This window comes from Rhodococcus sp. NPDC003322, from assembly GCF_053589555.1.
This window is the reverse complement of sequence record NZ_JBSFSC010000009.1, coordinates 63,682-85,650: the sequence shown is the minus strand read 5'-3', so window position 1 is coordinate 85,650 and position 21,969 is coordinate 63,682. Positions and strand designations below refer to the sequence as shown.

The following is a 21,969-nucleotide window of genomic DNA, read 5'->3' as shown; positions in this document are numbered from 1 at the left end:
CCACCTCCAGGGTAGGCGCGCGAACTACCCTCGCGACATGACGAAGCGAGCGGTGGTCATCACCGGTGCGGCAGCCGGTATCGGACGTGCGACGGCTCGACGGTTCGCCCGCGACGGGTACCTCGTCGGGGCGTTCGACGTCGACCGACCGGGGTTGGCGGTGCTCGCCGACGAGATCCGCGCGCACGGTGGTGCGGTGCACACCGGCACCCTCGACGTCACCGATGCCGCGCAGTGGCGGCAGCGGCTCGCCGAGTTCACCGCGGACTCCGGAGGCCGGCTCGACGTCCTCGTCAACAACGCGGGCGTGCTGTCCTCGGGCCCGTTCGCGGAGACCGACCCGGCCGCGCACCGGGCGATGGTCGACGTCAACGTGGGAGGGGTGGTCGCGGGATGCGCGGCCGCCCACGAGTATCTCGCGGCAACGCCGGGCGCGGTCGTGGTCAACCTGTGCTCGGCTTCGGCGATCTACGGGCAACCCGAACTCGCCACGTACAGCGCGACCAAGTTCGCCATCCGCGGGTTGACCGAGGCCCTCGAATTGGAGTGGCGGGCATCGGGAATTCGGGTGCTCGCGATCTGGCCGCTGTTCGTGCGCACCGCGATGACCGACGACATGGACACGCGGGCGGTGGCCTCGCTCGGCATCCACCTGACCGCTGACGACGTCGCGGACGAGATCGCGTCCGCCGTGCGCCGACGGCCCCGGGTGATGCCGAAGGTTCACTATCCCGTCGGGGCTCAGGCCCTCCTGATGCTGCTCGCGTCCCGGTTCGCGCCGGCATGGGCGAGCCGGGCCCTCAACCGCCGGATCACGCACACCTGACAGTGGGTTTCGCCCGACCGACGGCAGGCCGTAGGGTCGTTCGCGATCCGTACGGAAGGGGAGTGCTGGTGGGTTCGCGTCGAGTGCTGGCGGTACTGGGAACGGCGGCCGCGGCAATGGTGGTGACGGCCTGCGGCGCATCCGATGCCGACGAGGCAGCGCCGACGACCACGACCACCGCGCCGGTGACCACGGCCGCGCCGACAACGACCGCGGTACCGACCACGACGACCACCGTCACCACCGCGCCGCCGACCACCACCACCGCACCGCCGACCACCACCTACCGGCGCAACGAGGCGGTCTACTTCACCGCCCCGGCCGGTGGATTTCAGTGCGGCATAATCGAATTGGCCACCCGCACGGAGGCGGGCTGCCAGGGGACCACCACTCCGGTCCCGCCGCGACCGGAGAACTGCATGGTGAACTGGGGCAGCGGCATCCGGGTGACCGGCACCGGCCCGGCCGAGTTCCTGTGCTCCGGCGGGCTCGTGTACACCTCCGGCGGCACCGACCCGGTGCTGCCGGTCGGGCAGACCGTGGCGTCGTTCGGATTCACCTGCGTGTCCGCGGCGGACGGGATCACCTGCCGCAAGGACGACACCGGGCACGGCTTCCGGATCTCGTCGAACTCCAACGAGACCTTCTGACCGACCGTGTGGGTCAACTCACATTCGAGCGTGTTGAGGTAAGCCTATCCTTGCCCTTACTGTTCAACGCGTCGTCGTCGCCATCCGGTGATGCGAAACCTCCACGGCCCAGCCGTGCTGACGCGAAGGACGCTCATGGACATCGATCAGATCATCGGCCTGCTCTCCGCTCTCGGCGATTTCGGCAACCTGCTCACTGGTTTCGGTGACGCCGCCTCCGGCCTCGTCGAGCTGGGCGGCTCGGTCGCGAGCCTGTCCGCCGACGCCGCCTGAGACCAGGCCGGGTAACGCCCCCCTCTCGACTGTGGGCGGGTGTCGCGACTGCGCGGCACCCGCCCACAGTCGTGTCTCCGGGTGCCCGGACTTCGGAGGGTGCGAGGCGGGCGGGACAATGAACCCATGAGCACGAGCGGTTCCGACGGCGTCGACGGCAATCGGCCCGAACACGGCGACGAGCCCGGACCCACCGAATGGGGCGAGCACCCGCACGGTGTCGGACCGTGGCTGGTCGAACGCGGCGAGCCGCTGCCGGACGACCCTCGGTACGACCCCGAACTGCTGATCTCGGGGGACCGGCGAAACGTGGTCGACGCCTACCGGTACTGGAGCCGGGACGCGATCATGGCGGACATCGACACCCGGCGGCACCCGTTCCACGTCGCGATCGAGAACTTCGGGCACGACGCCAACATCGGCACGGTGGTCCGCACCGCCAACGCCTTCGCCGCGGCCGCCGTGCACATCGTCGGCCGGCGACGATGGAATCGGCGCGGCGCCATGGTCACCGACCGCTACCAACACATCGTCCACCACCCGACCGCCGAGGAACTGTTCGAGTACGCCGCCAGTTCGGACCTCGCCGTCGTGGCCGTCGACAACGTGCCCGGCTCGGTCCCGCTGGAGACGGCGAACCTGCCGCGCGAGTGCATCCTGCTGTTCGGGCAGGAAGGCCCGGGCGTCAGTGACCATGCGAAGCGGTCCGCCGCGATGACTGTCTCGATTGCGCAGTTCGGTTCCACCCGAAGCATCAACGCCGGGGTGGCCGCGGGGATCGCGATGCACGCCTGGATTCGGCAACACGCCGATCTCGGCCGGTCGTGGTAGCGAATCGTCCCTCGAATAGGCAAGATCGGTTGTCATGCAGCACGAGTGGTCGGCGCGGGCGGACGCCGCCGAGGAGGCGGTGGTCACCCGGCATCTCCGGCGACTGTGGGCGCTGCCCGGCACGAGTCTGGCGGTGGTCGCGTGGCCGCCGGTTCGCCGGGAGCGGTTGTTCTTCACCTGGCACTACTGGTGGCAGGCCCATCTGCTGGACTGCGTCATCGACGCCGCCGACCGCAACCCGACCTCGCGCCGTCGTCGCAGGATCACGAAAATCGGTCGTGCCCACCGGATCCGGAACATCACCGGGTGGACGAACCAGTACTACGACGACATGGCGTGGCTCGGTATCGCGCTGGAACGGGCGCAGCGGCTGCACCATCTCGACTTCCGGGTCGCGATCGGCGACCTCGAAACGCAGGTGTTCAGCGCGTGGGCGCCGGAGTCCGGGGGCGGCATCCCGTGGCGCACCCGCTCGGACTTCTACAACGCGCCGGCCAACGGTCCCGCCGCGATCCTGCTCGCCCGCACCGGTCGCCTGCTGCGGGCGCAGGCCATGGCCGACTGGATCGACGACACGCTCAAGGATCCCGCGACGGGCCTGATCCTCGACGGGATCCGGTTCCCCTCCGGCAGACCGGTGCCCGCCGGCGTCCTCGACCGCGCCGTCTACACGTACTGCCAGGGGGTCGCGCTCGGCATGGAAACCGAGCTGGCGTTGCGTCTGGACGAGCCACGGCACCGGCGACGGGTACACGATCTCGTGGACGCGATCGACAAGCACCTGACCGTGGACGGGGTGATCGCCGGCGGTGGGGGCGGCGACGGCGGCCTCTTCGACGGCATCCTCGCCCGGTACCTCGCACACGTCGCCGCGCGGCTGCCCGGCGACAGCGAGCCCGACCAGCGGGCACGGCGCATCGCCGCCCAGATCGTCCTCGACTCCGCGGAAGCCGCGTGGGACAACCGGCTGCAGATCGAGGGCCAGCCCCTGTTCGGCTGCGACTGGACCCGAACGGCGCGGCTGCCCGGCCTCGGCGCCGGGATCGCGACCTTCTCCGGCGGAACCGTGCACGCCTCCGACATCGCCGAGCGGGACCTGTCCGTCCAGTTGGGCGGGTGGATGCTCATGGAGGCCGCGTACGTCGCGGCCGGCACGCTCGAGCCGCGGCCGACCCGCCGGTTCCGGGTCTGAGCAGCTCGGACCCGGTCACGCCTCGGCCCGGATCAGCCGGGTCACGGCCTCGATCAGCGCGAGGTGGGTGAACGCCTGGGGGAAGTTGCCGAGCTGTGCGCCGGTGAGCGGGTCGATTTCCTCGGCGAACAGCCCGAGCGGGCTGGCCAGGGACAGCAGTCGCGCACACAGCCGGTGCGCTCGCTCGGTCTCGCCGATCATCGTCAGCGTCGACACCAGCCAGAACGAACACATCGTGAAGGCTCCCTCCGGGTCCGTGAACCCGTCGTCGGTCCCCGCCCGGTAACGCAGCACGAGCCCGTCCGACGTCAGCTCCCGTTCGATCGCCGTCACCGTCGCCCGGACCCGCTCGTCCTCGGGCGGCAGAAACCCCATCAGCGGCACGAGCAGCGCGGACGCATCCAGCGCGGTGGCCCCGTAGTACTGGACGAACACGCCGCGGTCGTCGACGCCGTGCGCGCACACGTCGGCGTGGATCTCGTCGGCGATCGCGCGCCACCGCGCCGCATCGGTGGCGTCGCCGCGGTCGGCGGCGAGCCGGGCGCCCCGGTCCAGGGCCACCCAGCACATCACCTTCGACGCGGTGAAGTGGTGTGGCTCGCCCCGCATCTCCCAGATCCCGCGGTCGCGTTCCCGCCAGGCCGCGACCGCACCCTCCACCAGACTCGTCACCAGGGTCCAGGCGGGCGGACCGAGTCGGCTGGCGTGCCGGACGTGGGTGGCGATCGAGTCGAGCGTCAGACCCCACATGTCGTGCTGGCGCTGCGCGTAGGCGCCGTTGCCGACGCGGACGGGGCGGGCTCCGTCGTAGCCCCCGAGGTGGTCGAGGGTGCGTTCGGTCAGGTCCCGTTCGGTGTCGATGCCGTACATGATCTGCAGTGCGGCCCCGGCTGAACCGTCGCCGGGCGAGCCGCCGGTGATCGCGTCCATCAGGAACTCGAAGTACTCGACCGCCTCCCAGTCGTGTCCGAGATCGAACAGTGCCCGCAGGAGGAACGACGAGTCGCGGATCCAGCAGAATCGGTAGTCCCAGTTGCGTTCTCCACCCGGAGCTTCCGGCAGGGACGTGGTCGCCGCGGCCATGATCGCGCCGGAGGGCGTGTACGTCAGCCCCTTGAGGGTCATGACGCTGCGCTCGAGGTGCGGTCGCCACGGGTGATCGGGCAGCGCGGCGTGCCGCAACCACGCCCGGTGGAGTCGCCCGGTGGTCTCGATCCGCTCTTCCGCCTCCTCGAACGTCCGCGGCGGCGACAGGTCGCCCCACGCCAGCGCGACGAACGCGTGCTCTCCCGCCGTCAGGTCGGTGCGCGCGCCCGCCCTGGCGCCGCCGATCGCGAACCGCAGGTTGCTCGTCAGCGTGAGCGTCAGGTCGGGCGCGGCGCCTACAGCACGGCACCGCAGGTGGCCGTAGCCCTCGCCGACGTACGCCCACGATCCGGCGTCGCGACCGTAGTCGAACAGGGGCAGGCAGTTCGCCGTGGTCTCGACCGTGCCCTCCACGCACTCCGCGGTGCGCACCATCATGCCGAGGGCGACGAAGTTGCCGGGCGGCCGCCGGTGCCCGGGTATCCGGCGCGCACCGGACCACGTCCCGATGGCGAGGGCGTCGCGGACCACCAGGCACCCCGTCGGCGTGCACCACGTCGTCTCGACCACGAGCGTCCCGGGCAGGTACCGGCGCTGCGACGGCACCGTCATGTTCGCCGGCGACAGCCTGAAGAACCCCGCGGATCGATCCAGCAGCGAGCCGAACACACTGGCCGAGTCGGGGCGGGGCAGGCACAGCCACTCGACGCTTCCGTCCGGGGCGAGTAGTGCGACGGTCCGGCAGTCGGACAGAAAGGCGTACTCCGCGATCGGCGGGAATTCGGACATCGGTGACGTCCCTTCGTGGTCTCGTCGTCGCGAGGAGACGGCGACCGGGAACCGTTGCCGGGGAAACCCTTGCTGCGCAGCCAGTTTATCGAGGGAGCCCGGGACCCGTCCCGGGAAACGCTTGCACCCCACGCAGCGTGAGGTTCTACCGTGGCCGACATGAGCACATCGCAGAACACCTGGACACTCGACGAGGCCGTGGCCCGGGCGGCCGCGATGGACGGGGTCCGGATCCTCGTCGCGGGAGCGGAGAACGGCGCACCGGAGGTCGCGTGGGGGGACGTGTTCGTCTACGCCGATCGCGGACCGGCCGACGGCGCCCCCGACGACCGCTCCCCGTTCGCGACGATCGTCACCGGTGACTACCCCGGGTTCGACACCGCGTCCGACCTGGACCGCCCCGGCGTGTACCGGCTCAACGTCCACGTCGGCCGGGACCGGTTCCGGGACCTGCTCGGCCACGGACCGGAGGAGCACGCCGACCATCACCGCGAGTACGACTACCGGGAGTCGGACCGGCTGCTGCCGCATCCGGTGTACGCCGCGCAGTCGTGGATCTCGATCCTGAACCCGGGTCCGCGGTGCGGGCAGCTCGCGGCGGACCTGCTCGCCGAGGCACTCGAGCGAACCCGTCGCCATGGGTGAGTACCCGGTCGGGCAGGTCGCGAAGCTGTCCGGGACGTCGGTGCGCACCCTGCACCACTACGACGAGATCGGGCTGCTGACTCCGCACGCGCGCACCTCGGCGGGCCACCGCCGCTACACCGACACCGACCTGGACCGGTTGCGGCGCATCCTCTACTACAGGGCGCTCGACTTTCCCCTCGACGCGATCGCCGCGCTGATCGACGACCCGGACCCGGACACCCACCTGCGCCGCCAGCACCGCCTGCTGCGACAGCGGCAGGCCCGGACCGCGCACCTGCTCACCGAACTGGAACGGGAGATCGAGGCCCGGCGCCTGGGCATTGCACTCTCCCCGGCACAACAACTCGAGATCTTCGGCACCGACCGGTTCGCGGATCTGTTCGCCGCCGCCCGCGGCGCCGGCGGCGAGTGGCGGGCCACGTCGGCGTACACCGCCGAGGACTGGCACGAGATCAAGGCCGAGGCGGAGAGTGCCATCGCCGCGTTCGCCGAGGCGATGGCGGCCGGCGTGCCCGCCGACGGCGAGCAGGCGATGGACGCCGCCGAGCAGCATCGCCGGCACCTGGAACGCTGGTTCCACGACTGCGGCGCCGACCGCCACGTCGAAGTGGCGCGGGAGTACGTCGCCGACCCCGCCGTCGTCGATCAGTGGGACGGGATCGCACCCGGATTCGCGTGGTACGTCCACGACGCGATCCTCGCGAACACCCGGCGGGCTCACTCGACCGCGTAGTCCTCCGGCGGCTTCTCGAGTTCCTGGCGGTACTGCCGCACCCCGACGACCGTCCCGACGACGAGCGCGGTGACCAGCACCGCCAGCACCGCGGGCATCAGCCACGGCACCTGTTCGAGGAACTCGCCCGCGTAGAACCCGAGCAGCAACAGCACCGGCGCCCACGCGAGCGCCCCGAGCGTGCTCGCGACGGTGTAGGCGCGGTGATTCATTCGGGCGGCGCCGGCCACGAGCGGGCACAGGGTCCGCACCCACGGGATCCACCGGGCGACGAGTACCGACCAGAACCCGTGCCGGTCGAGCAGCGCGTTGACCTTGTGCAGGTTCGTGGTGTTGAGGTACTTGCCGTCGCGGCGGGCCGCCAGGTGGTGTCCGCTGCGGTGCCCGATCACGTAGCCGACCTGATTGCCGGCGATCGCGGCCGCGGCCGCGCCGGCCGACAGTGACCACACGTGCGCCGTCCCCGCCGAGTGCCCGGCGAGCACGATCCCGGCCGTCAGCAGCATCGAGTCACCGGGCAGGAACAGTCCGACGATGAAGGCGCACTCGAGGAAAACGAAGGTCACGACGAGCAGCCACACCACGACCGGCCCGACACTGTCGAACGGTCCGAGGTCGGCGACGGCCAGCGGCATCGACTACGGCGTGCGTTCGTCGGCGACGGTGGTCGCCGGGGCGTCGGCGGCGGGGGCGCGACGCGACGCGAGGTAGCGCTTGCCGACCTCGACCGCGATCGGGATGACGGAGACGAGCACGATGACGATGAAGATCAGGTCCACGTTGTCGCGGATGAAGCCGATCTGGCCGAGCAGGTAGCCGAGCAGGGTGACGCCCGCGCCCCAGGCGATGCCGCCGACGATGTTGTAGGTGAGGAACACCGAGTACTTCATCTTCGACGCGCCCGCCACCAGCGGAGCGAAGGTGCGCACGATCGGCACGAAGCGGGCGAGGAGAATGGTGATCGGGCCGTGCTTCTCGAAGAACGCGTGCGACTCGTCGATGTAGCTCTTCTTGAAGAACTTCGCGTCGTCCGACTTGAACAGGGCGGCGCCGCCCTTCGCGCCGATCCAGTAGCCGACCTGGTCGCCGAGGATCGCGGCGATCGGGATCGTCACCAGCAGCACCCACAGCGGCGCGAACGGTTCCACCTCGGTGGACTTCGACGCGGCGATCAGGCCCGCGGTGAACAGCAACGAGTCACCCGGCAGCAGCGGGAACAGCAGGCCGGACTCGATGAACACCACCAGCAGCAGGCCGACCAGCACCCAGGTGCCGAACGAGTTCAGAAGGTTCACCGGATCCAGGAAGCCCGGCAGCAGTGCCAGGTTCGTCACGGAGTCCCGGCCATCGGTCACGAGGTCAGCGGCTGCCTGCACAATCACGCGCATCAGCGTACCGGCGGTGTCTGAGAGGGGGCTTAGTGCCCGATCTGCGGACTCGCACGAGACGTCGTGGGTCGCAGTTGCCATACTGCTAGGACCAGGTGCGCACCGACACGACCGACTGCGCCCATCCGACACGCCGACATGGAGGTCAGCTGCCGTGCCCATCGCAACTCCCGAGGTTTACGCCGAGATGCTCGGACGGGCCAAGGAGCACTCCTTCGCCTTCCCCGCCATCAACTGCACCTCGTCCGAGACGATCAACGCGGCCATCAAGGGCTTCGCGGACGCCGGCAGTGACGGCATCATCCAGTTCTCGACCGGCGGCGCGGAGTTCGGCTCGGGCCTCGGCGTCAAGGACATGGTGACCGGCGCGGTCGCACTCGCCGAGTTCGCGCACGTGATCGCCGCCAAGTACGACGTCACCATCGCGCTGCACACCGACCACTGCCCCAAGGACAAGCTGGACACCTTCGTCCGCCCGCTGCTGGCCATCTCTCAGGAGCGCGTCAACGCCGGCCGGAACCCGCTGTTCCAGTCGCACATGTGGGACGGCTCGGCCGTGCCGATCGACGAGAACCTGCAGATCGCGCAGGACCTGCTGAAGCTGTCGAAGGCCGCGAACATCATCCTCGAGGTCGAGATCGGCGTCGTCGGCGGCGAAGAGGACGGCGTCGAGGCCGAGATCAACGACAAGCTCTACACCTCCCGTGAGGACTTCGAGAAGACCGTCGACGCGCTCGGCGTCGGCGAGAACGGCAAGTACCTGCTGGCCGCCACGTTCGGCAACGTGCACGGCGTCTACAAGCCGGGCAACGTCGTCCTCAAGCCGGAGGTGCTCAAGGAGGGCCAGGAGGCCGCGACCGCCAAGCTCGGCCTGGCCGCCGGCTCCCAGCCGTTCGACTTCGTCTTCCACGGCGGCTCGGGCTCGCTGAAGTCGGAGATCGAGGACTCGCTGCGCTACGGCGTCGTGAAGATGAACGTCGACACCGACACCCAGTACGCGTTCTCCCGCCCGATCGCCGGCCACTTCTTCACCAACTACGACGGTGTCCTGAAGGTCGACGGCGAGGTCGGCAACAAGAAGGTCTACGACCCGCGCAGCTACCTGAAGAAGGCCGAGGCCGGCATGACCGCTCGCGTCATCGAGGCCTGCAACGACCTCAAGTCCGCGGGACGCTCGGTCTCCGCCGGATAGTTCTTCCCCCCGAAAGTGCAGTTCCCGTCGCGGCCACCCGGCCGATGCGAACGGGAACTGCACTTTCGTCTTTTCGCGGCCGTAGGGTGGGGACATGAGCGAGCGGATCGCCGTCTCCGGGGCCGGCGGGCACATCGGTGGGGGAGTTGCGGATCTGCTCGCCGAGGCCGGGACGCAGGCCACGCTGATCACCCGCGACCCGTCCCGCCTCCACGGCAGGCAGGGCGCGACCGCGATCCGGGCGAGCTTCGGCGACCCGGCGCTCGTCGACGCGCTGCGCGGCGCGGACACCTTCTTCATGGTCTCGGCGACCGAGAGCCCCGACCGCGCCGACCTGCAGCGGCGGGCCGTCGACGCGGCGGTCGCCGCCGGGGTGCGGCGCATCGTCTACGTCTCGTTCGTCGGCGCCGCACCGGACTGCACGTTCACCTTCGGGCGCGACCACTGGCACACCGAGCAGGCCATCCGTGACAGCGGCCTGGTGTTCACGTTCCTGCGCGACAACCTGTATCTGGACCTGATGCCCGCGCTGGTCGGTCACGACGACCTCATCCGGGGTCCGGCCGGACACGGACGCGCCGCGATGGTCGCGCGCGCCGACGTGATCGAGGTGGCCGCCGCCGTGCTCGCCGGCGACCGCCACGACGGGCACACGCTGAACCTGACGGGCCCGGCGGCGCTGTCACTGGCCGACGTGGCGGAAGCGCTGACGGCGGCGCTGGGCCGGCCGATCCGCTACCACCGCGAGACGCTCGACGAGGCGTACGCCTCGCGTGCCCGTTACGGGGCGCAGCAGTGGGAGGTCGACGGCTGGGTCAGTTCCTACACCGCGATCGCGAACGGTGACCTGTCCCGGGTCAGCGGTGACGTGCGGCGGGTGCTCCATCGCGACCCGGCAGGTGTCGCTGCCGTCTTCCCTCCGCTGTCGGACCTGTGACGGCCCACGTTCTCAGCTGCACACCTTCCACACGCCGTCCTGCCGCTCGAGCGCGAACGAGCGCACCGAACTCGAGGCCGGATCGTTCGCGGTGTGGACGGTCACCTGGGCGAGGGCGGTGTCGTCGGTGACGGACACCGCGTCGATGCTCGTGACGACGGGGACCGCACGATCGGAGTTCGCCGACCGGTACACGTCCGCGAAGTCGGCGTCGGTGACCTGTCCGTAGTAGGCGGCGAGTTCGCCGCAGCTGCCCGCCCGCAGCGCCGCGAGGTCGCCGCGGTCGAGGGCGTCGACGAAATCGGTGATCGCCGCTCGGACCGCGGTCTCGGTGCCGTCGCCGGAGACGCGGTCGTAGAGCAGTGCCGCGCCGGCCGCGAGCGCGCCGAGCAGCACGAGGGCCCCGAGAACCAGCGGCCACCGGCGCCGCCGGGACGGTGCCGATGGCGGTTCGGGGATCCGGGCCGCCGCAGGCGCCCCGCCCGCGGCCGTTCCGGGGCCGACCCGGGTCGGCGTGGCGCGGGTCGCGTGCGGGATGACGGTGGTCGCGGCGTCGGACGGATCCGGGGCAGCCTCGTCGGGGGTGTCCGCCGGGTCCTGCCCGGACTCGGGTTCGTGGTTCGGCACGGCCTTCGCCCCCTGGTTCTGTGACGGTCTCGGGTGGCGCGGACCTCGCGCACGGTCAGCAGCCTACGACGTGAGCGACCCGGTCCGAGGCGTCGTACGCGGGGTGTCGGGGCGCAGCCGAAGTTCGGCTGCGCGCACAATGGTCGGCATGACCTCTTTCGGTGATCTGCTCGGCCCCCAGCCCACTCTGTTGCCCGGCGACGAGGACGCCGAGTCCGAACTCCTGAACAAGGCCGACCCCAAGCAGGTGGCCGCCGACCACCCGACCGCGTCGATCGCCTGGGCGTACCTGGCGGAGGCGGCGCTGGCGGACGGCGAGACGATCACGGCCTACGCCTACGCGCGCACCGGCTACCACCGCGGGCTCGACCAGTTGCGGCGCAACGGCTGGAAGGGCTTCGGTCCGGTTCCGTACAGTCACGAACCGAACCGCGGGTTCCTGCGCTGCGTCGCCGCCCTGGCCCGGGCCGCGCAGGTGATCGGCGAGTCCGACGAGCACGCCCGGTGCCTGGACCTGCTGGAGGACTGCGACCCGCGGGCTGCCGAAGCACTTGGCGTCGAATAGATTTCCCGTCTACAGCCGTGACCGGGCGCGGAAACGGCTGCGGGCGTCCGCTGCTCGTGTCCGCGCCTCCGCGTTCCCGGTGCTGCAGTGCGCGTTGGCGGCGGGCCTGGCCTGGTTCGTCGCCAACGACCTTTTCCACCACCACAATCCGTTCTTCGCGCCGATCGCCGCGGTGGTGTCCCTCGGGCTCTCGCTCGGGGCCCGGGTGCGGCGGTCGGCCGAGCTGATCGCAGGCGTCACCGTCGGTATCGGTGTCGGTGACACCCTGATCTCGATCATCGGCACCGGAGCCTGGCAGATCACCCTCGTCGTCGCCCTGGCGATGTCGACCGCGATCTTCCTCGACGGCGGCCCGATCATCTCCATGCAGGCCGGGACCTCCGCGGTGCTGGTGGCGACGTTGATCCCGCCACAGCAGGGCGGCGGGGCGGACCGGATGATCGACGCCCTGATCGGCGGCCTCGTCGGTTTCCTGGTCGTCACCCTGGTGCCGTCGCATCCGGTGCTGCGAGCCCGCAAGAACGCCGCGGACATCCTCGGCACCGCGTCCGAGGTGCTGCAGCTGGTCGCGGACGGACTCGTCGCCAACGATCCGAAACCGATCAAGGAGGGCTTGAAGAAGGCCCGTGCCACCCAGTCCTCCATCGAAGGGCTGCGGTCGAGTCTGAGCGGTGGGCGGGAGATCAGCCGGCTCTCGCCGCTGTACTGGAACTCGCGGTCCCGGTTCGACCGGCTCGCCGCGGCGGCGGACCCGATCGACAACGCGATGCGCAACATCCGCGTCCTGGCCCGCCGGTCGCTGACCCTGGTGCGGGACGACGAGATCCTCGACCCGCGGCTGGTGGACGAGGTGGAGAAGCTCTCGCACGCGGTCGACGTGCTGCGGCGGGTGGTGCTCGCCGACCCGGGGCAGCAGCCGGACCGGGCGGAGGCGGCGCGGGTGCTGCGCTCGGTCGCGGTCGGCGCGAAGGCGGAACTGGTGGAGAACGCGGGCATCTCGGCGACCGTGGTGTTCGCGCAGATCCGGTCCCTGATCGTGGACCTGCTTCAGGTGGCGGGGTTGAGCCGGATCTCCGCGATCGCGACCCTGCCGCCGACCGTGCCCAACCCCGCCTACCCGCCGGAGTAGCCCTTTCGATATATGCGAATATGTGCATATGATGGCTCCGGGTCCGGAGAACACGGGCCGACCGAACGAGCGAGGAGCCGGGTGATGGGCGTCGGACACGGACACGCGCACGGCCACGGCGCCGTCGAACCCGGCATCGCGGGACCGCCCGCGGCGCGAATCCGCCGGATGGTCCTCGCTCTCGGCATCCTCGTCGGATTCCTGGTGCTCGAGGTCGTCGTCGGTCTCGCCATCGGATCGCTGGCGCTGCTCGCCGACGCGGGCCACATGCTCACCGACGTGGTCGGCATGTCCATGGGTCTGGTCGCACTGCTGCTCGCGCGGCAGGGGTCCAAGGCCGCCGCCCGCACCTTCGGCTGGCACCGCGCCGAGGTCCTCACCGCGATGGCCAACGCCGTCCTCCTGCTCGCCGTCGCGGTGTGGGTGATGTACGAGGCGATCGGGCGGATCGGCGACGCCCCCGAGATCCCCGGGCTGCCGCTGATGCTCACCGCCGCCGCCGGGCTGGCCGCGAACCTCGTGGTGATGTGGCTGCTGCGCGGCGACGCGGAGGACTCCCTCGCCGTCCGCGGCGCCTACCTCGAGGTGCTCGCCGACGCCGTCGGCAGCGTCGGCGTCCTGATCGCAGGCGCCCTGGTGCTCGCCTTCAACTGGACCTACGCCGACATCGTCGTCGGCGTGCTGATCTCGCTGTGGGTGGTGCCGCGGGCCGTCAAACTGGCCGCCGCCGCCCTCCGCATCCTCACCCAGGCGTCACCCGCGAACGTCGACGTCGACGCCGTGCGCGCCGACCTCCTCGCCCTGCCCGGGGTCACCGACCTGCACGACCTGCACGTGTGGACGCTCACCACCGGCATGGACGTGGCGACCGTGCACCTGACCACCGACACCGACACCCAGTCCGTGCTGCGGGCAGCGAAGACGGTCCTCGACGGTCACGGGCTCGGGCACGCCACCGTGCAGGTGGAGTCCGCCGCCGACGGCAGCCGCTGCGCGGAGAACCTCACCTGGTGACACGGCGGCGGACGGTCGATCAGCGGTAGCCGTCGGTGTTCGCGGGCAGGCCGCGGTCCTGCACCTCGACCAGATAGCGCCAGCAGTCGGGCCGAGAGCCGTCGACGTCGGTGAATCCGTACCGCTGCGCCAGTTGCCCGCTCGAGACGACCTCGCCGCTGAACCCACCGGCATCCGGATCCGCGGCCAACGCCGCCACCGCGCGTCCGACGAACGTGGGCGACTCGGAGATCGCGAAGTGCGGTTCCTGCTCGAGGGCGTCGCGCCAGTGGTCCTCGGTCACCCCGAAGATGTCCAGCATCGTCTCCGACCGCAGCCAGCCCGGCGTCACCGCGACCGCCGAGCTGCCGTGCGGCGCCAGCTCGTACGCCTGCGCCGTGGTCATCCGCTGCACCGCGGCCTTGACCAGGTCGTACCAGAAGCCGACCTGGTGCCGGTAGGCGACGTTGTAGTCCGCGGTGCCGTCGGTCATCTCGACCACCAGCCCGCCCGGCCTGCGGATCAGAAGGGGGAGCGCGAAGTGGCTGGTGATCGCGTGGGTGTCGATGCCCATCCGCAGCATCCGCAGGCCGCCGTCGAGGTCGTGCTCCCACAGGGTGGTGCCGAACTGGGCGTAGCGGTCGCCGCCGAAGATGTCGTTGACCAGGACGTCGAGGCGGCCGTGGTCGGCGTCGATCCGGTCGATCAGGGCCCGCACCTGGTCCGGCTCGAGGTGATCGACCCGCAGCGCCACACCGTTGCCGCCGGCCGCGGCGATGAGTTCGCCGGTCTCCTCGATGGTTTCCGGCCGGTCGATCTCCGACCGCCCCGCGCGGCTGCTGCGCCCGGTCGCGTAGACGGTGGCCCCGGCCCGGGCCAGCTCGACCGCGATGGCCCGGCCCGCGCCACGGGTCGCGCCGGCGACCAGCGCGACCCGGCCGCTCAGGTCCGGGGCGCTCACCGGCTGCGCCTGGTGACGCCGGCGCCGGGACGCCACAGATCGACGTGCAGTCGGTCGTCCGACACCGTGGTCAGCACGGCCTCCTCGATGCCGAGTTCGAAGATGTGCGCATCGCCGCCCGGGTTCTCCGGGTAGCTGTCGAGGATCGCTTCCTTCTCGCCGCCGGTCAGCTCGCGGGCGCGGCCGGAGATCTTGGCGTCGCCGCCGTCCATCGTGTGGTGACCCGGGTTCGAGTGCAGTGCGAAGCGCGGATCCCGCCGGAGGTCGAGGACCTTGCGGGCCTGCGGCATCGAGCCGAGGACCAGCAGTCCGCGGAAGATCTCCACCTCGGTGCCGCTGACCCGCGGCGACCCGTCGGCCCGCAGGGTCGCCAGTACGTGGTGTTTGTGTGCGGTCAGGCGGGCCCGGATCGCGTCGGCCAGGTCGGGTGCCTCGTCGGAGAACTGCTGCCAGGTCGTCATGGCGTCCAGTCTGCGGGACAATTCCTGACATCTTCTGTCATGAATTGTTCGTAGACTCCGCCCGTGCGATCCAGCAGACTGCTCGACCTGATGCTGCGCCTCCAGGGCGGGCCCGGCAGCACCGCCGACCGGCTGGCCGAGCAACTGGGTGTCTCGGTGCGCACCGTCTACCGCGACGTCGCCGCGCTGCAGGCCGCCGGGGTGCCGCTCTACACCGAGACCGGGCCCGGCGGGGGCATCAGACTGCTCGACGGCTGGCAGTCCAAGCTCAGCGGGATGACCGCAGCCGAGACGTCCGCGCTGATGCTGCTCGGCATCCCGGCGCTCGCCGCGGACCTCGGGCTGGGGGAGCAGACCGCGTCCGCGGAGGCGAAGTTGCTCGGGGCCATGCCGCTCCCGCTGCGCGCCGGGGCGCAGCTGTGGCGGTCCCGGTTGCACGTCGACGCACCCGGCTGGTTCGGGACCCCCGATCGGACAGCGCATCTCGCGGTGGTGGCCCGGGCCGTGCTGGACGGGACGCGCCTGCGGATCGGCTACCGCAAGGGAACCCGCACCACCACCCGTACCCTCGACCCGCTCGGCCTGGTCGCCAAGGCCGGCGTCTGGTACCTGGTCGCGGCCCACCGAGACAGGGCCCTGTCGTTCCGGGTCGAGCGGATCACCGACGCAACGATTCTCGACAGCCGTGCGCACCGCCCCGACGGCTTCGACCTGGCCGCCTGGTGGGCGTCGTCGGCCGCCGAGTTCGACCGCTCCCTGCTGCGCTACCCGTGCCGGGTGCGGTTGTCCCCGGCCGCGTGGCGATCGTTGCCTGTGGTGGTCGGGGCCGAGGCCGCCCGGGTGACACCCGGTGCCGCGGACGCGGACGGCTGGGTGGAGGTGGACCTGCGGCTGGAGGCGGAAGACGTTGCCGTGCATCAGCTCACCGCGCTCGGAGACGGGGTCGAGGTGCTGGCGCCCGCGGCGCTGCGCGCCGGACTCCGCGCGATCGGCGAGGCGCTGGCCCGGCGCAACCGCTGAGCCGTCACAACATCCGGCGTCGCCGGTCCAGCGCGGAGGCGCGGCGCACCGCCACCCGAGACCACACGGCCTGCTGGATCGCCAGGGTCGCCCACCCCGCCAGGGCCATCCCGGTCAGGTTCAGCAGCAACTGCTGGGTGCTTCCCCAGATCTCGTGGCCGGCGCCGAACGCGATCCCGAGACCGACGTTGCCCGCCGCGGGCACCGTGGTCACCGAGATGAACACCCCGGACAACCCGCCCAGCTTCGATGACGTGAGCGACAGCACACCGGCCGCTGCGGCGATCACCGCGACGATGAACGACCACTTGTCCGGGGTGTAGATGAACGCCGTGTCCGGGCGCGGGCCGGTCACGTCCTCGAGCGTGACCCAGCCCAGCGCCCGACCTGCCAGCGCCGCCAGCGCGGTCGCCACGATCGCGACCACGAACCCGACGGCCAGGGTGCGCACCGCCGTCGCCAGCAGCACGTACCGGCGCCTGACCAGGGCGACCCCGAGCGCCGCGATCGCACCGAATTCCGGACCGAGCACCATCGCGCCGATCACCAGGATCTGCGAGTCGGTGATGATCGCGATCCCGGCCAGCAGCGTGGCGAGGGTCATGAAGCTGAGGTACGTCCAGTTGAGCTCGACGTCCTCGTAGGAACGTTGCGCCACCTCCGCCCACACCACGGTGTCGGCGCTGCTGCCCGGGCTGCGCAGTTCGGCGTCGAGTCCGTCGCGGGACAGCCACGCGTGCACCGGCTCGATCTCGATGCTGCCGCGGTGGTGCAGGCCGGTGCCGCGCAACTGCTCGATCACCTCGTTGGCGACCTCGCGGGCGATGTCCGCGTGCACGATGTCGCCGACCGGGCGCACCGCCACACCGCGCAGCACCGCGAGTCCACTGACCCCGGGTTCGTCCTCGAGTATCCGTACCGCCTCGTCCGTCAGATCGGACGGAGTCAGGATCCGCAGATGCAGCATGCGGTCAGTGTGCCGCTCAGGGCGGCCCGGTTGCGGGATGCGGCGCCGCGCCGGAATTCGCTTCCCGCGCCGGGGTGCTCTCGCTAGCATTCCCCGCCATGGCTACCCCACATCCTCGCGTGTACTTCGGTGACCGGATCGTCGACGCCCCGGAGGCGGCCCTGAGCGTCGCGACGTCGGCGCTGCTCTACGGCCTGAGCGTGTACACCGTCTTCCCGGTGCACGTGGACGGGGACCGGCGCACCGCGTTCCGGCTGACCGACCACTACCGGCGCATGGTCGAGTCCTGCAAGATCATCGGGATGGACGGGTTCGCCGCCGACTGGGACTACGACCGGTTCGTGTCGGCGGCAACCGAACTCGTCGCGGAGAACGCACCCACCGAGGACGTGTTCGTGCGGGCGAGCGTGCACGTCGACGAGCCCATCCCCGGCACGCGGGTCCGGGGCTGCCACACCACCGTCAGCATGTTCGTCTACGACGCCGTCCCGATCGTGCCGCAGAACGGCATGCGCCTGAAGACCAGTCAGTGGCGCCGCATCCCGGATTCGGCGATCCCGTCCCGTGCGAAGGTCAACGGCGCGTACGTGAACTCCGTACTCGCCAAGCAGGACGCCATCGACGCCGGCTACGACGACGCGGTCTTCCTCGACGGCAACGGGCACGTGTGCGAGGTCAGCGCCGCCAACATCTTCCTGGTCCGCGGCGGCACCCTGATCACCCCGGACCCGTCCTGCGACATCCTCGACGGCATCAACCGGCGCACCCTGCTCACCCTCGCCGCCGAGGACGGCATCCCGGTCGTCGAGCGCACCGTCGACCTCACCGAGCTGTACATCGCCGACGAGGTGTTCGTCACCGGCACCTCCGCCGGCGTCGCCCCCGTCCTCGAGGTCGACGGTCGCGTCGTCGGCACCGGCCGGCCGGGCGCGATCGGCGAGGCGCTGCGCAAGCGGCACGCCGCCGCCCTGCGCACCGACACCCTGCACGGCTGGGTCACCGAGCTGTAGGCAGCTCCGTCCCCCGCAAGCGGGAGGTGCCCCAGCCCGTGCGCACTTTTGGTGGTGGGAGCCACCAGAAGTGCGCACGGGTGGCGCAGCCGCCTGCGACGGATCGGGGTGGACGAAGTAACTTCGGATGATGAGCATCGTCAACGAGTCGGCCCCGAAATGGTTCGTCGACGCCCTCGCCGCCCCGGTCGAGACCGGCCACGTCACCGTTGCAGGCGCGTCGATCGCCTACCGCGCCTGGGGTGAGGAGAACCGGCCCGGCATCGTGCTGGTGCACGGCGGCATGGCACATTCGCGCTGGTGGGATCACGTCGCGCCGCAACTCACGGTCGGCCGTCGCGTCGTCGCACTGGACCTGTCCGGCCACGGCGACAGCGACCACCGGCAGGACTACACCCTCGACCTCTGGGCGGAAGAGGTGCTCGCGGTGGCAGTCGCGGGCGGGATCACCGGGCGCCCCACACTCATCGGCCACAGCATGGGCGGGATCGTCTCGTACCACGCGTCGACCCGCTACGGCGATCGACTCGACGGGGTCATGATCCTCGACTCCCCGATCCGCGATCTCACACCCGAGGAACAGGAGATGCGCAGCCAGCGGCTGACCGCGAAGACGAAGGTCTACCCCAGCGTCGACGCCGCCGTGGCCCGGTTCCGGTTGGTGCCGCCGCAGGACACCGCCGAGCCGTACGTCTTCGACCACATCGCCCGGACCTCGTTGAAGGAGGTCGACGGCGGCTGGAGCTGGAAGTTCGACGGCAGCCGGATCGGCAAGGGCGGACGCAGCAGCCTCGACGGAACCACCGCCGGATGCCGTGTCGCCTACTTCCGCAGCGAGAACGGCATCATCACCCACGAACTGCTCGACCAGATGCGCCCCATGTTCGGGCCGGACGCGTTGGTGGTGGAGCTGCCCGCAGCCGGACACCACCCGGTGTTCGACCAGCCCGTCGCAGTGGTCACGGCCGCGCGGATCGTCCTCGACGCCTGGAGCCGATCCGCCTGACAGGTGCGGTCACAACCAGAAGCGCATCAGGTAGTTGCCGTACTGGGCCCACACACCCGGCACCCCGGACAGCTCGAACAGGCCGTAGACGGCGTCGAAGAAGACCCGGTTGATCGACGGCACGAACAGCAGCGCGATCAACGCCAGCATGCCAAGGCCCTTGTACTGCTCGAGGGCGTGGCGGGTCTTCGGCGACAGTGACGGCTCCAGTGCGGCATAGCCGTCCAGCCCCGGGATCGGGACCAGGTTCAGCACCGTCGCCATCACCTGCAGGAATGCGAGGAAGCTGAGTCCCCACCAGAACACCGGGTGGCTCTCGGTGTCGGCGAACAACCTGATCACGGTCAGCAGCAGCCCCGCGGCGAGCGCATTCACCGCCGGCCCCGCCAGCGAAATCCGGCGGGCCGCCCCGGGCGGCAGCAGGTCGGTGCGCAGGTACACCGCCCCACCGGGCAGGCCGATGCCGCCGAGCGCAATGAACAGCACCGGCAAACCGATCGAGAGCAGCGGATGGCTGTACTTGAGCGGGTTCAGCGTCAGGTAGCCGCGGGCCGCGACCTCGTGGTCGCCGTACCGCCACGCCGTGTACGCGTGGCCGAACTCGTGCAGGCAGACGGTGACCACCCAGCCTGCGACGACGAGCAGGAACACCCCGACACTCGCGGCCGTCGACTTCGGTGCCGCGCGCCACGCCACCACTCCGCCCGCGACCGCGACGGCCAGCACCGCCAGGAACACCGGGCTGGGCCGGACCCGCGCACGGCGGGTGTCGGGAAACGTCATGACCCCAGTATCGCCGCGGCGCCGACGGCACCGCCGTCAGCTGTGGATCGACGGCACCGCCGTCAGCGGACCAGCAGCCACTCCCGGGTGTCCCGATAGAAGCTGCACCGCTTGAGCGCGCGCGGGGTGGTGACGCCGTCCCGGGTCACGACCGCGCCGACCGCGCCGAGCTGCACCGCCCGGGCGGGCAGCCAGTGCTGCCGCAGCAGGCGTTTGCCCGCGCTCGCCCGCACCCCGGGCAGTTCGACGGTCGGGGTCACGCGCAGCACCGGGATCTCCCCGGAGAACACGCGTTCCGAATCGGCGTACGCCTCGCCGACGAGCGCGCCGCCGTCGGGCCCGGTGATCGTCGCCTCGCCGACGAGCGCGGTGCCCGAGTCGTCGCGGATCAACGGCAACGCGGCCGCCGCGCCGTCCAACGCCAGGCGCGCCGCCCGCTCGCCGGTGGGCAGCCCGTACAACCTGGTGCCGGGGGTTCGCTCGGCGGCGACGTACGCAACCTCGACCTGCAGTCGCTCGCTGCGCATCAGCCGGGTCAGCGTCGCGGCGAGGGCGCCGTCGTTCCCGACGACGACGAGCCGGGCATCCGGGTCGTCGTCGAGAACCGGTAGCAGAGCGTCGAAGTCGGGCTTGGCGGGTACGGCCGGTGCGGCCGTGACGGGCAGCGACGTCAGGGGTGCGGGCACCGCCGGATCACCACAGGCGAGTACGTGAAGGGTCAAGGTCAGCTCCGGTCGGTCCGCGGCGTCGGTCGCCCCCGACGATACGAACGCCGCCGCGACGGTCTCCATCCGGTGGTCCGATGGTTGCCGAATTGCCGGTGTGTTCGAGACCTGGCGGTTCTATCCTGATAGGTGCGGCCGGACCCCTTGCCACAGCGGCAGACCGGCTGCAACAGCCGACAATCGGAGCATCCGATGCTGACCACCGACGCGACCCGCCGCTCTCCCACCCGTGTCACCCGGTTCTGCCGATCCGGGCTCACCTCGGTGGTGAGCGAGATGCGAAGAGGCGGCACCGCCGAATCCTCGGCGGACCTGCGTGCCGCCGAGGATCTCCTCGAACTGGGCATCGGGCAGATGTCCACGCCCACCACCGCTCTCAGTCACCCGTTCCAGGTTCAGCCGGCGATCGGCTCCCACGTCGTGCACGCCGACGTCGAGCGGTCCACCGTCGAACCGGACGTGGTGCACGTCACCGCGGACCTGCCCGCCGACTCGCCGCCGGGGCCGGTGCGGGTGGTGTGGTTCAACATGCTCTCCCTGGTCGGCGGGACCGCAACCGTGGAACCGCGGCCGGGTCCGGAGGGGACGTACCGGGTGGACGGTGCCGTCCGCTCGGGTCCCGGGGTGGTGATCGCAGGCATCGTGCCCGGCGACAACGACGGACGACCCGGGTTCGCGTTGGTCGCCGAGTGACCGTGTCCGCGCCGGGCGGTCGAACGTTCGGTGCCCCCAGATCGTGAGAATCAGTGTGTGACCCAACCGGACGACCCATCCGAGGTGAGATCCGATGACAGCCGTCAGCGTCACCATGGTCAACACGACGAACGAGGAACTGGTCCTCGACCCGGAGGAATCGGCTCAGGCCGACGACGTGCCAGGCGCCCCATCGCGGATCGCCGCGCACGGGACGGGCAGGTTCCGGATGAACGCCTGTATCAGCTATCTGCTCGGCGGTGACCCGGACCGCCCGATCTATGTGCAGCCCGACGGGGCGGTGTGGGCGCCGCCGACCTGCGTCGTGCGGTCCGCCACCGACGAGGCGGGGTTGGCCGTCCAGGTCAGTCCGGCGCCGTGGCTGCACGAACACTCCGCGGCCTGAACCCGGATGTGATGCGCGCGTCCCGAACCCGCTGGGCTAAACTGTCGTCCCGGCCACTGTCCACGGACGGCTGGCCTC

Annotated in this window: 26 protein-coding genes; 17 read left to right on the top strand and 9 right to left on the bottom strand. The window is 70.9% G+C overall.

Going from position 1 to position 21,969, the window contains the following annotated elements; genetic code table 11:
• The first annotated feature begins 37 nt into the window (after window positions 1–37).
• From ACWDUM_RS27120 to ACWDUM_RS27100, 5 genes are all read left to right on the top strand, one after another.
• Window positions 38–826: an SDR family oxidoreductase gene (locus ACWDUM_RS27120; RefSeq protein ID WP_450136387.1), complete on the top strand. Its 789-nt coding sequence runs from the start codon at window positions 38–40 to the stop codon at window positions 824–826.
• A gap of 68 nt (window positions 827–894) precedes the next feature.
• Window positions 895–1,476 (top strand): DUF6636 domain-containing protein, encoded by a 582-nt coding sequence (locus ACWDUM_RS27115; protein WP_450136386.1) that lies wholly within the window; start codon window positions 895–897, stop codon window positions 1,474–1,476.
• Between the two features lie 135 nt (window positions 1,477–1,611).
• Window positions 1,612–1,749, top strand: a complete 138-nt coding sequence (locus tag ACWDUM_RS27110; protein WP_450114639.1) for a hypothetical protein — start codon at window positions 1,612–1,614, stop codon at window positions 1,747–1,749.
• 126 nt (window positions 1,750–1,875) lie between these two features.
• A complete protein-coding gene (locus ACWDUM_RS27105; protein ID WP_450114640.1) occupies window positions 1,876–2,580 on the top strand; it encodes a TrmH family RNA methyltransferase in 705 nt (234 codons plus the stop codon).
• 34 nt (window positions 2,581–2,614) lie between these two features.
• A complete protein-coding gene (locus tag ACWDUM_RS27100) occupies window positions 2,615–3,772 on the top strand; it encodes a glycoside hydrolase family 76 protein (RefSeq protein WP_450114641.1) in 1,158 nt (385 codons plus the stop codon).
• A 15-nt stretch (window positions 3,773–3,787) separates the two neighbouring features.
• Here ACWDUM_RS27100 and ACWDUM_RS27095 read toward each other — a convergent pair whose 3' ends face one another.
• A complete protein-coding gene (locus ACWDUM_RS27095) occupies window positions 3,788–5,647 on the bottom strand; it encodes a glycoside hydrolase family 15 protein (protein ID WP_450136385.1) in 1,860 nt (619 codons plus the stop codon).
• Between the two features lie 159 nt (window positions 5,648–5,806).
• On the opposite strand from ACWDUM_RS27095, the gene ACWDUM_RS27090 reads away from it, so the two are divergent.
• Together ACWDUM_RS27090 and ACWDUM_RS27085 are read left to right on the top strand one after the other, a co-directional pair.
• Window positions 5,807–6,292: a DUF6194 family protein gene (locus tag ACWDUM_RS27090; protein ID WP_450136384.1), complete on the top strand. Its 486-nt coding sequence runs from the start codon at window positions 5,807–5,809 to the stop codon at window positions 6,290–6,292.
• On the top strand, window positions 6,285–7,028 hold the full coding sequence (locus ACWDUM_RS27085) for a MerR family transcriptional regulator (protein ID WP_450136383.1): 744 nt from the start codon (window positions 6,285–6,287) through the stop codon (window positions 7,026–7,028). Before ACWDUM_RS27090 ends, ACWDUM_RS27085 begins: the two co-directional genes overlap by 8 nt.
• Here ACWDUM_RS27085 and ACWDUM_RS27080 read toward each other — a convergent pair.
• Window positions 7,013–7,663, bottom strand: a complete 651-nt coding sequence (locus ACWDUM_RS27080) for a DedA family protein (RefSeq protein WP_450114645.1) — start codon at window positions 7,661–7,663, stop codon at window positions 7,013–7,015. The genes ACWDUM_RS27085 and ACWDUM_RS27080 overlap by 16 nt on opposite strands.
• Window positions 7,664–7,666: 3 nt before the next feature.
• Entirely contained in the window at window positions 7,667–8,416 is a 750-nt protein-coding gene (locus ACWDUM_RS27075) for a VTT domain-containing protein (RefSeq protein ID WP_450114646.1), read from the bottom strand.
• Between the two features lie 154 nt (window positions 8,417–8,570).
• Between ACWDUM_RS27075 and fbaA the strand changes: the two genes are divergently transcribed.
• Together fbaA and ACWDUM_RS27065 are read left to right on the top strand one after the other, a co-directional pair.
• Window positions 8,571–9,608, top strand: a complete 1,038-nt coding sequence (fbaA, locus tag ACWDUM_RS27070) for a class II fructose-bisphosphate aldolase (protein WP_450114647.1) — start codon at window positions 8,571–8,573, stop codon at window positions 9,606–9,608.
• Window positions 9,609–9,702: 94 nt separating this feature from the next.
• Window positions 9,703–10,545, top strand: coding sequence for an NAD(P)H-binding protein (locus tag ACWDUM_RS27065; RefSeq protein WP_450136382.1), 843 nt, complete (start codon window positions 9,703–9,705; stop codon window positions 10,543–10,545).
• Window positions 10,546–10,557: 12 nt separating this feature from the next.
• Here ACWDUM_RS27065 and ACWDUM_RS27060 read toward each other — a convergent pair whose 3' ends face one another.
• The gene (locus tag ACWDUM_RS27060) at window positions 10,558–11,172 is read right to left on the bottom strand and encodes an Rv0361 family membrane protein (protein WP_450136381.1); all 615 of its coding nucleotides are present in this window, start codon (window positions 11,170–11,172) and stop codon (window positions 10,558–10,560) included.
• A gap of 148 nt (window positions 11,173–11,320) precedes the next feature.
• Here ACWDUM_RS27060 and ACWDUM_RS27055 point away from each other — a divergent pair, with 148 nt between their 5' ends.
• The 3 genes from ACWDUM_RS27055 (at window position 11,321) to ACWDUM_RS27045 (ending at window position 13,880) form a co-directional block, all read left to right on the top strand.
• Complete coding sequence (locus ACWDUM_RS27055) at window positions 11,321–11,737, top strand: DUF3151 domain-containing protein (protein WP_450114650.1); 417 nt, start codon at window positions 11,321–11,323, stop codon at window positions 11,735–11,737.
• A gap of 37 nt (window positions 11,738–11,774) precedes the next feature.
• Window positions 11,775–12,866, top strand: a complete 1,092-nt coding sequence (locus tag ACWDUM_RS27050) for an FUSC family protein (RefSeq protein ID WP_450114728.1) — start codon at window positions 11,775–11,777, stop codon at window positions 12,864–12,866.
• A gap of 84 nt (window positions 12,867–12,950) precedes the next feature.
• Window positions 12,951–13,880 carry a cation diffusion facilitator family transporter gene (locus tag ACWDUM_RS27045; RefSeq protein WP_450136380.1) on the top strand — a complete coding sequence of 310 codons (930 nt, stop codon included), beginning with the start codon at window positions 12,951–12,953 and terminating at the stop codon, window positions 13,878–13,880.
• A 19-nt stretch (window positions 13,881–13,899) separates the two neighbouring features.
• Here ACWDUM_RS27045 and ACWDUM_RS27040 read toward each other — a convergent pair whose 3' ends face one another.
• Window positions 13,900–14,820 (bottom strand): SDR family oxidoreductase, encoded by a 921-nt coding sequence (locus ACWDUM_RS27040; RefSeq protein ID WP_450136379.1) that lies wholly within the window; start codon window positions 14,818–14,820, stop codon window positions 13,900–13,902.
• Window positions 14,817–15,281, bottom strand: a complete 465-nt coding sequence (locus ACWDUM_RS27035; protein WP_450136378.1) for a pyridoxamine 5'-phosphate oxidase family protein — start codon at window positions 15,279–15,281, stop codon at window positions 14,817–14,819. Before ACWDUM_RS27035 ends, ACWDUM_RS27040 begins: the two co-directional genes overlap by 4 nt.
• 63 nt (window positions 15,282–15,344) lie before the next feature.
• Here ACWDUM_RS27035 and ACWDUM_RS27030 point away from each other — a divergent pair, with 63 nt between their 5' ends.
• Window positions 15,345–16,301: a helix-turn-helix transcriptional regulator gene (locus ACWDUM_RS27030; RefSeq protein WP_450136377.1), complete on the top strand. Its 957-nt coding sequence runs from the start codon at window positions 15,345–15,347 to the stop codon at window positions 16,299–16,301.
• Between the two features lie 4 nt (window positions 16,302–16,305).
• Here the strand turns inward: ACWDUM_RS27030 and ACWDUM_RS27025 are convergent, their stop codons facing one another.
• Window positions 16,306–17,268, bottom strand: coding sequence for a DUF389 domain-containing protein (locus ACWDUM_RS27025; protein ID WP_450136376.1), 963 nt, complete (start codon window positions 17,266–17,268; stop codon window positions 16,306–16,308).
• Between the two features lie 98 nt (window positions 17,269–17,366).
• Here ACWDUM_RS27025 and ACWDUM_RS27020 point away from each other — a divergent pair, with 98 nt between their 5' ends.
• Window positions 17,367–18,278, top strand: coding sequence for an aminotransferase class IV (locus ACWDUM_RS27020; RefSeq protein ID WP_450136375.1), 912 nt, complete (start codon window positions 17,367–17,369; stop codon window positions 18,276–18,278).
• A gap of 130 nt (window positions 18,279–18,408) precedes the next feature.
• Window positions 18,409–19,284: an alpha/beta fold hydrolase gene (locus tag ACWDUM_RS27015; RefSeq protein ID WP_450136374.1), complete on the top strand. Its 876-nt coding sequence runs from the start codon at window positions 18,409–18,411 to the stop codon at window positions 19,282–19,284.
• Window positions 19,285–19,293: 9 nt separating this feature from the next.
• Here ACWDUM_RS27015 and ACWDUM_RS27010 read toward each other — a convergent pair whose 3' ends face one another.
• On the bottom strand, window positions 19,294–20,067 hold the full coding sequence (locus tag ACWDUM_RS27010) for a site-2 protease family protein (protein ID WP_450136373.1): 774 nt from the start codon (window positions 20,065–20,067) through the stop codon (window positions 19,294–19,296).
• A 62-nt stretch (window positions 20,068–20,129) separates the two neighbouring features.
• The gene (locus tag ACWDUM_RS27005) at window positions 20,130–20,858 is read right to left on the bottom strand and encodes a hypothetical protein (RefSeq protein ID WP_450136372.1); all 729 of its coding nucleotides are present in this window, start codon (window positions 20,856–20,858) and stop codon (window positions 20,130–20,132) included.
• Between the two features lie 126 nt (window positions 20,859–20,984).
• On the opposite strand from ACWDUM_RS27005, the gene ACWDUM_RS27000 reads away from it, so the two are divergent.
• Window positions 20,985–21,485, top strand: coding sequence for a hypothetical protein (locus tag ACWDUM_RS27000; protein WP_450114668.1), 501 nt, complete (start codon window positions 20,985–20,987; stop codon window positions 21,483–21,485).
• 94 nt (window positions 21,486–21,579) lie between these two features.
• Window positions 21,580–21,891 carry a hypothetical protein gene (locus tag ACWDUM_RS26995; RefSeq protein WP_450114669.1) on the top strand — a complete coding sequence of 104 codons (312 nt, stop codon included), beginning with the start codon at window positions 21,580–21,582 and terminating at the stop codon, window positions 21,889–21,891.
• Window positions 21,892–21,969 lie beyond the last annotated feature (78 nt).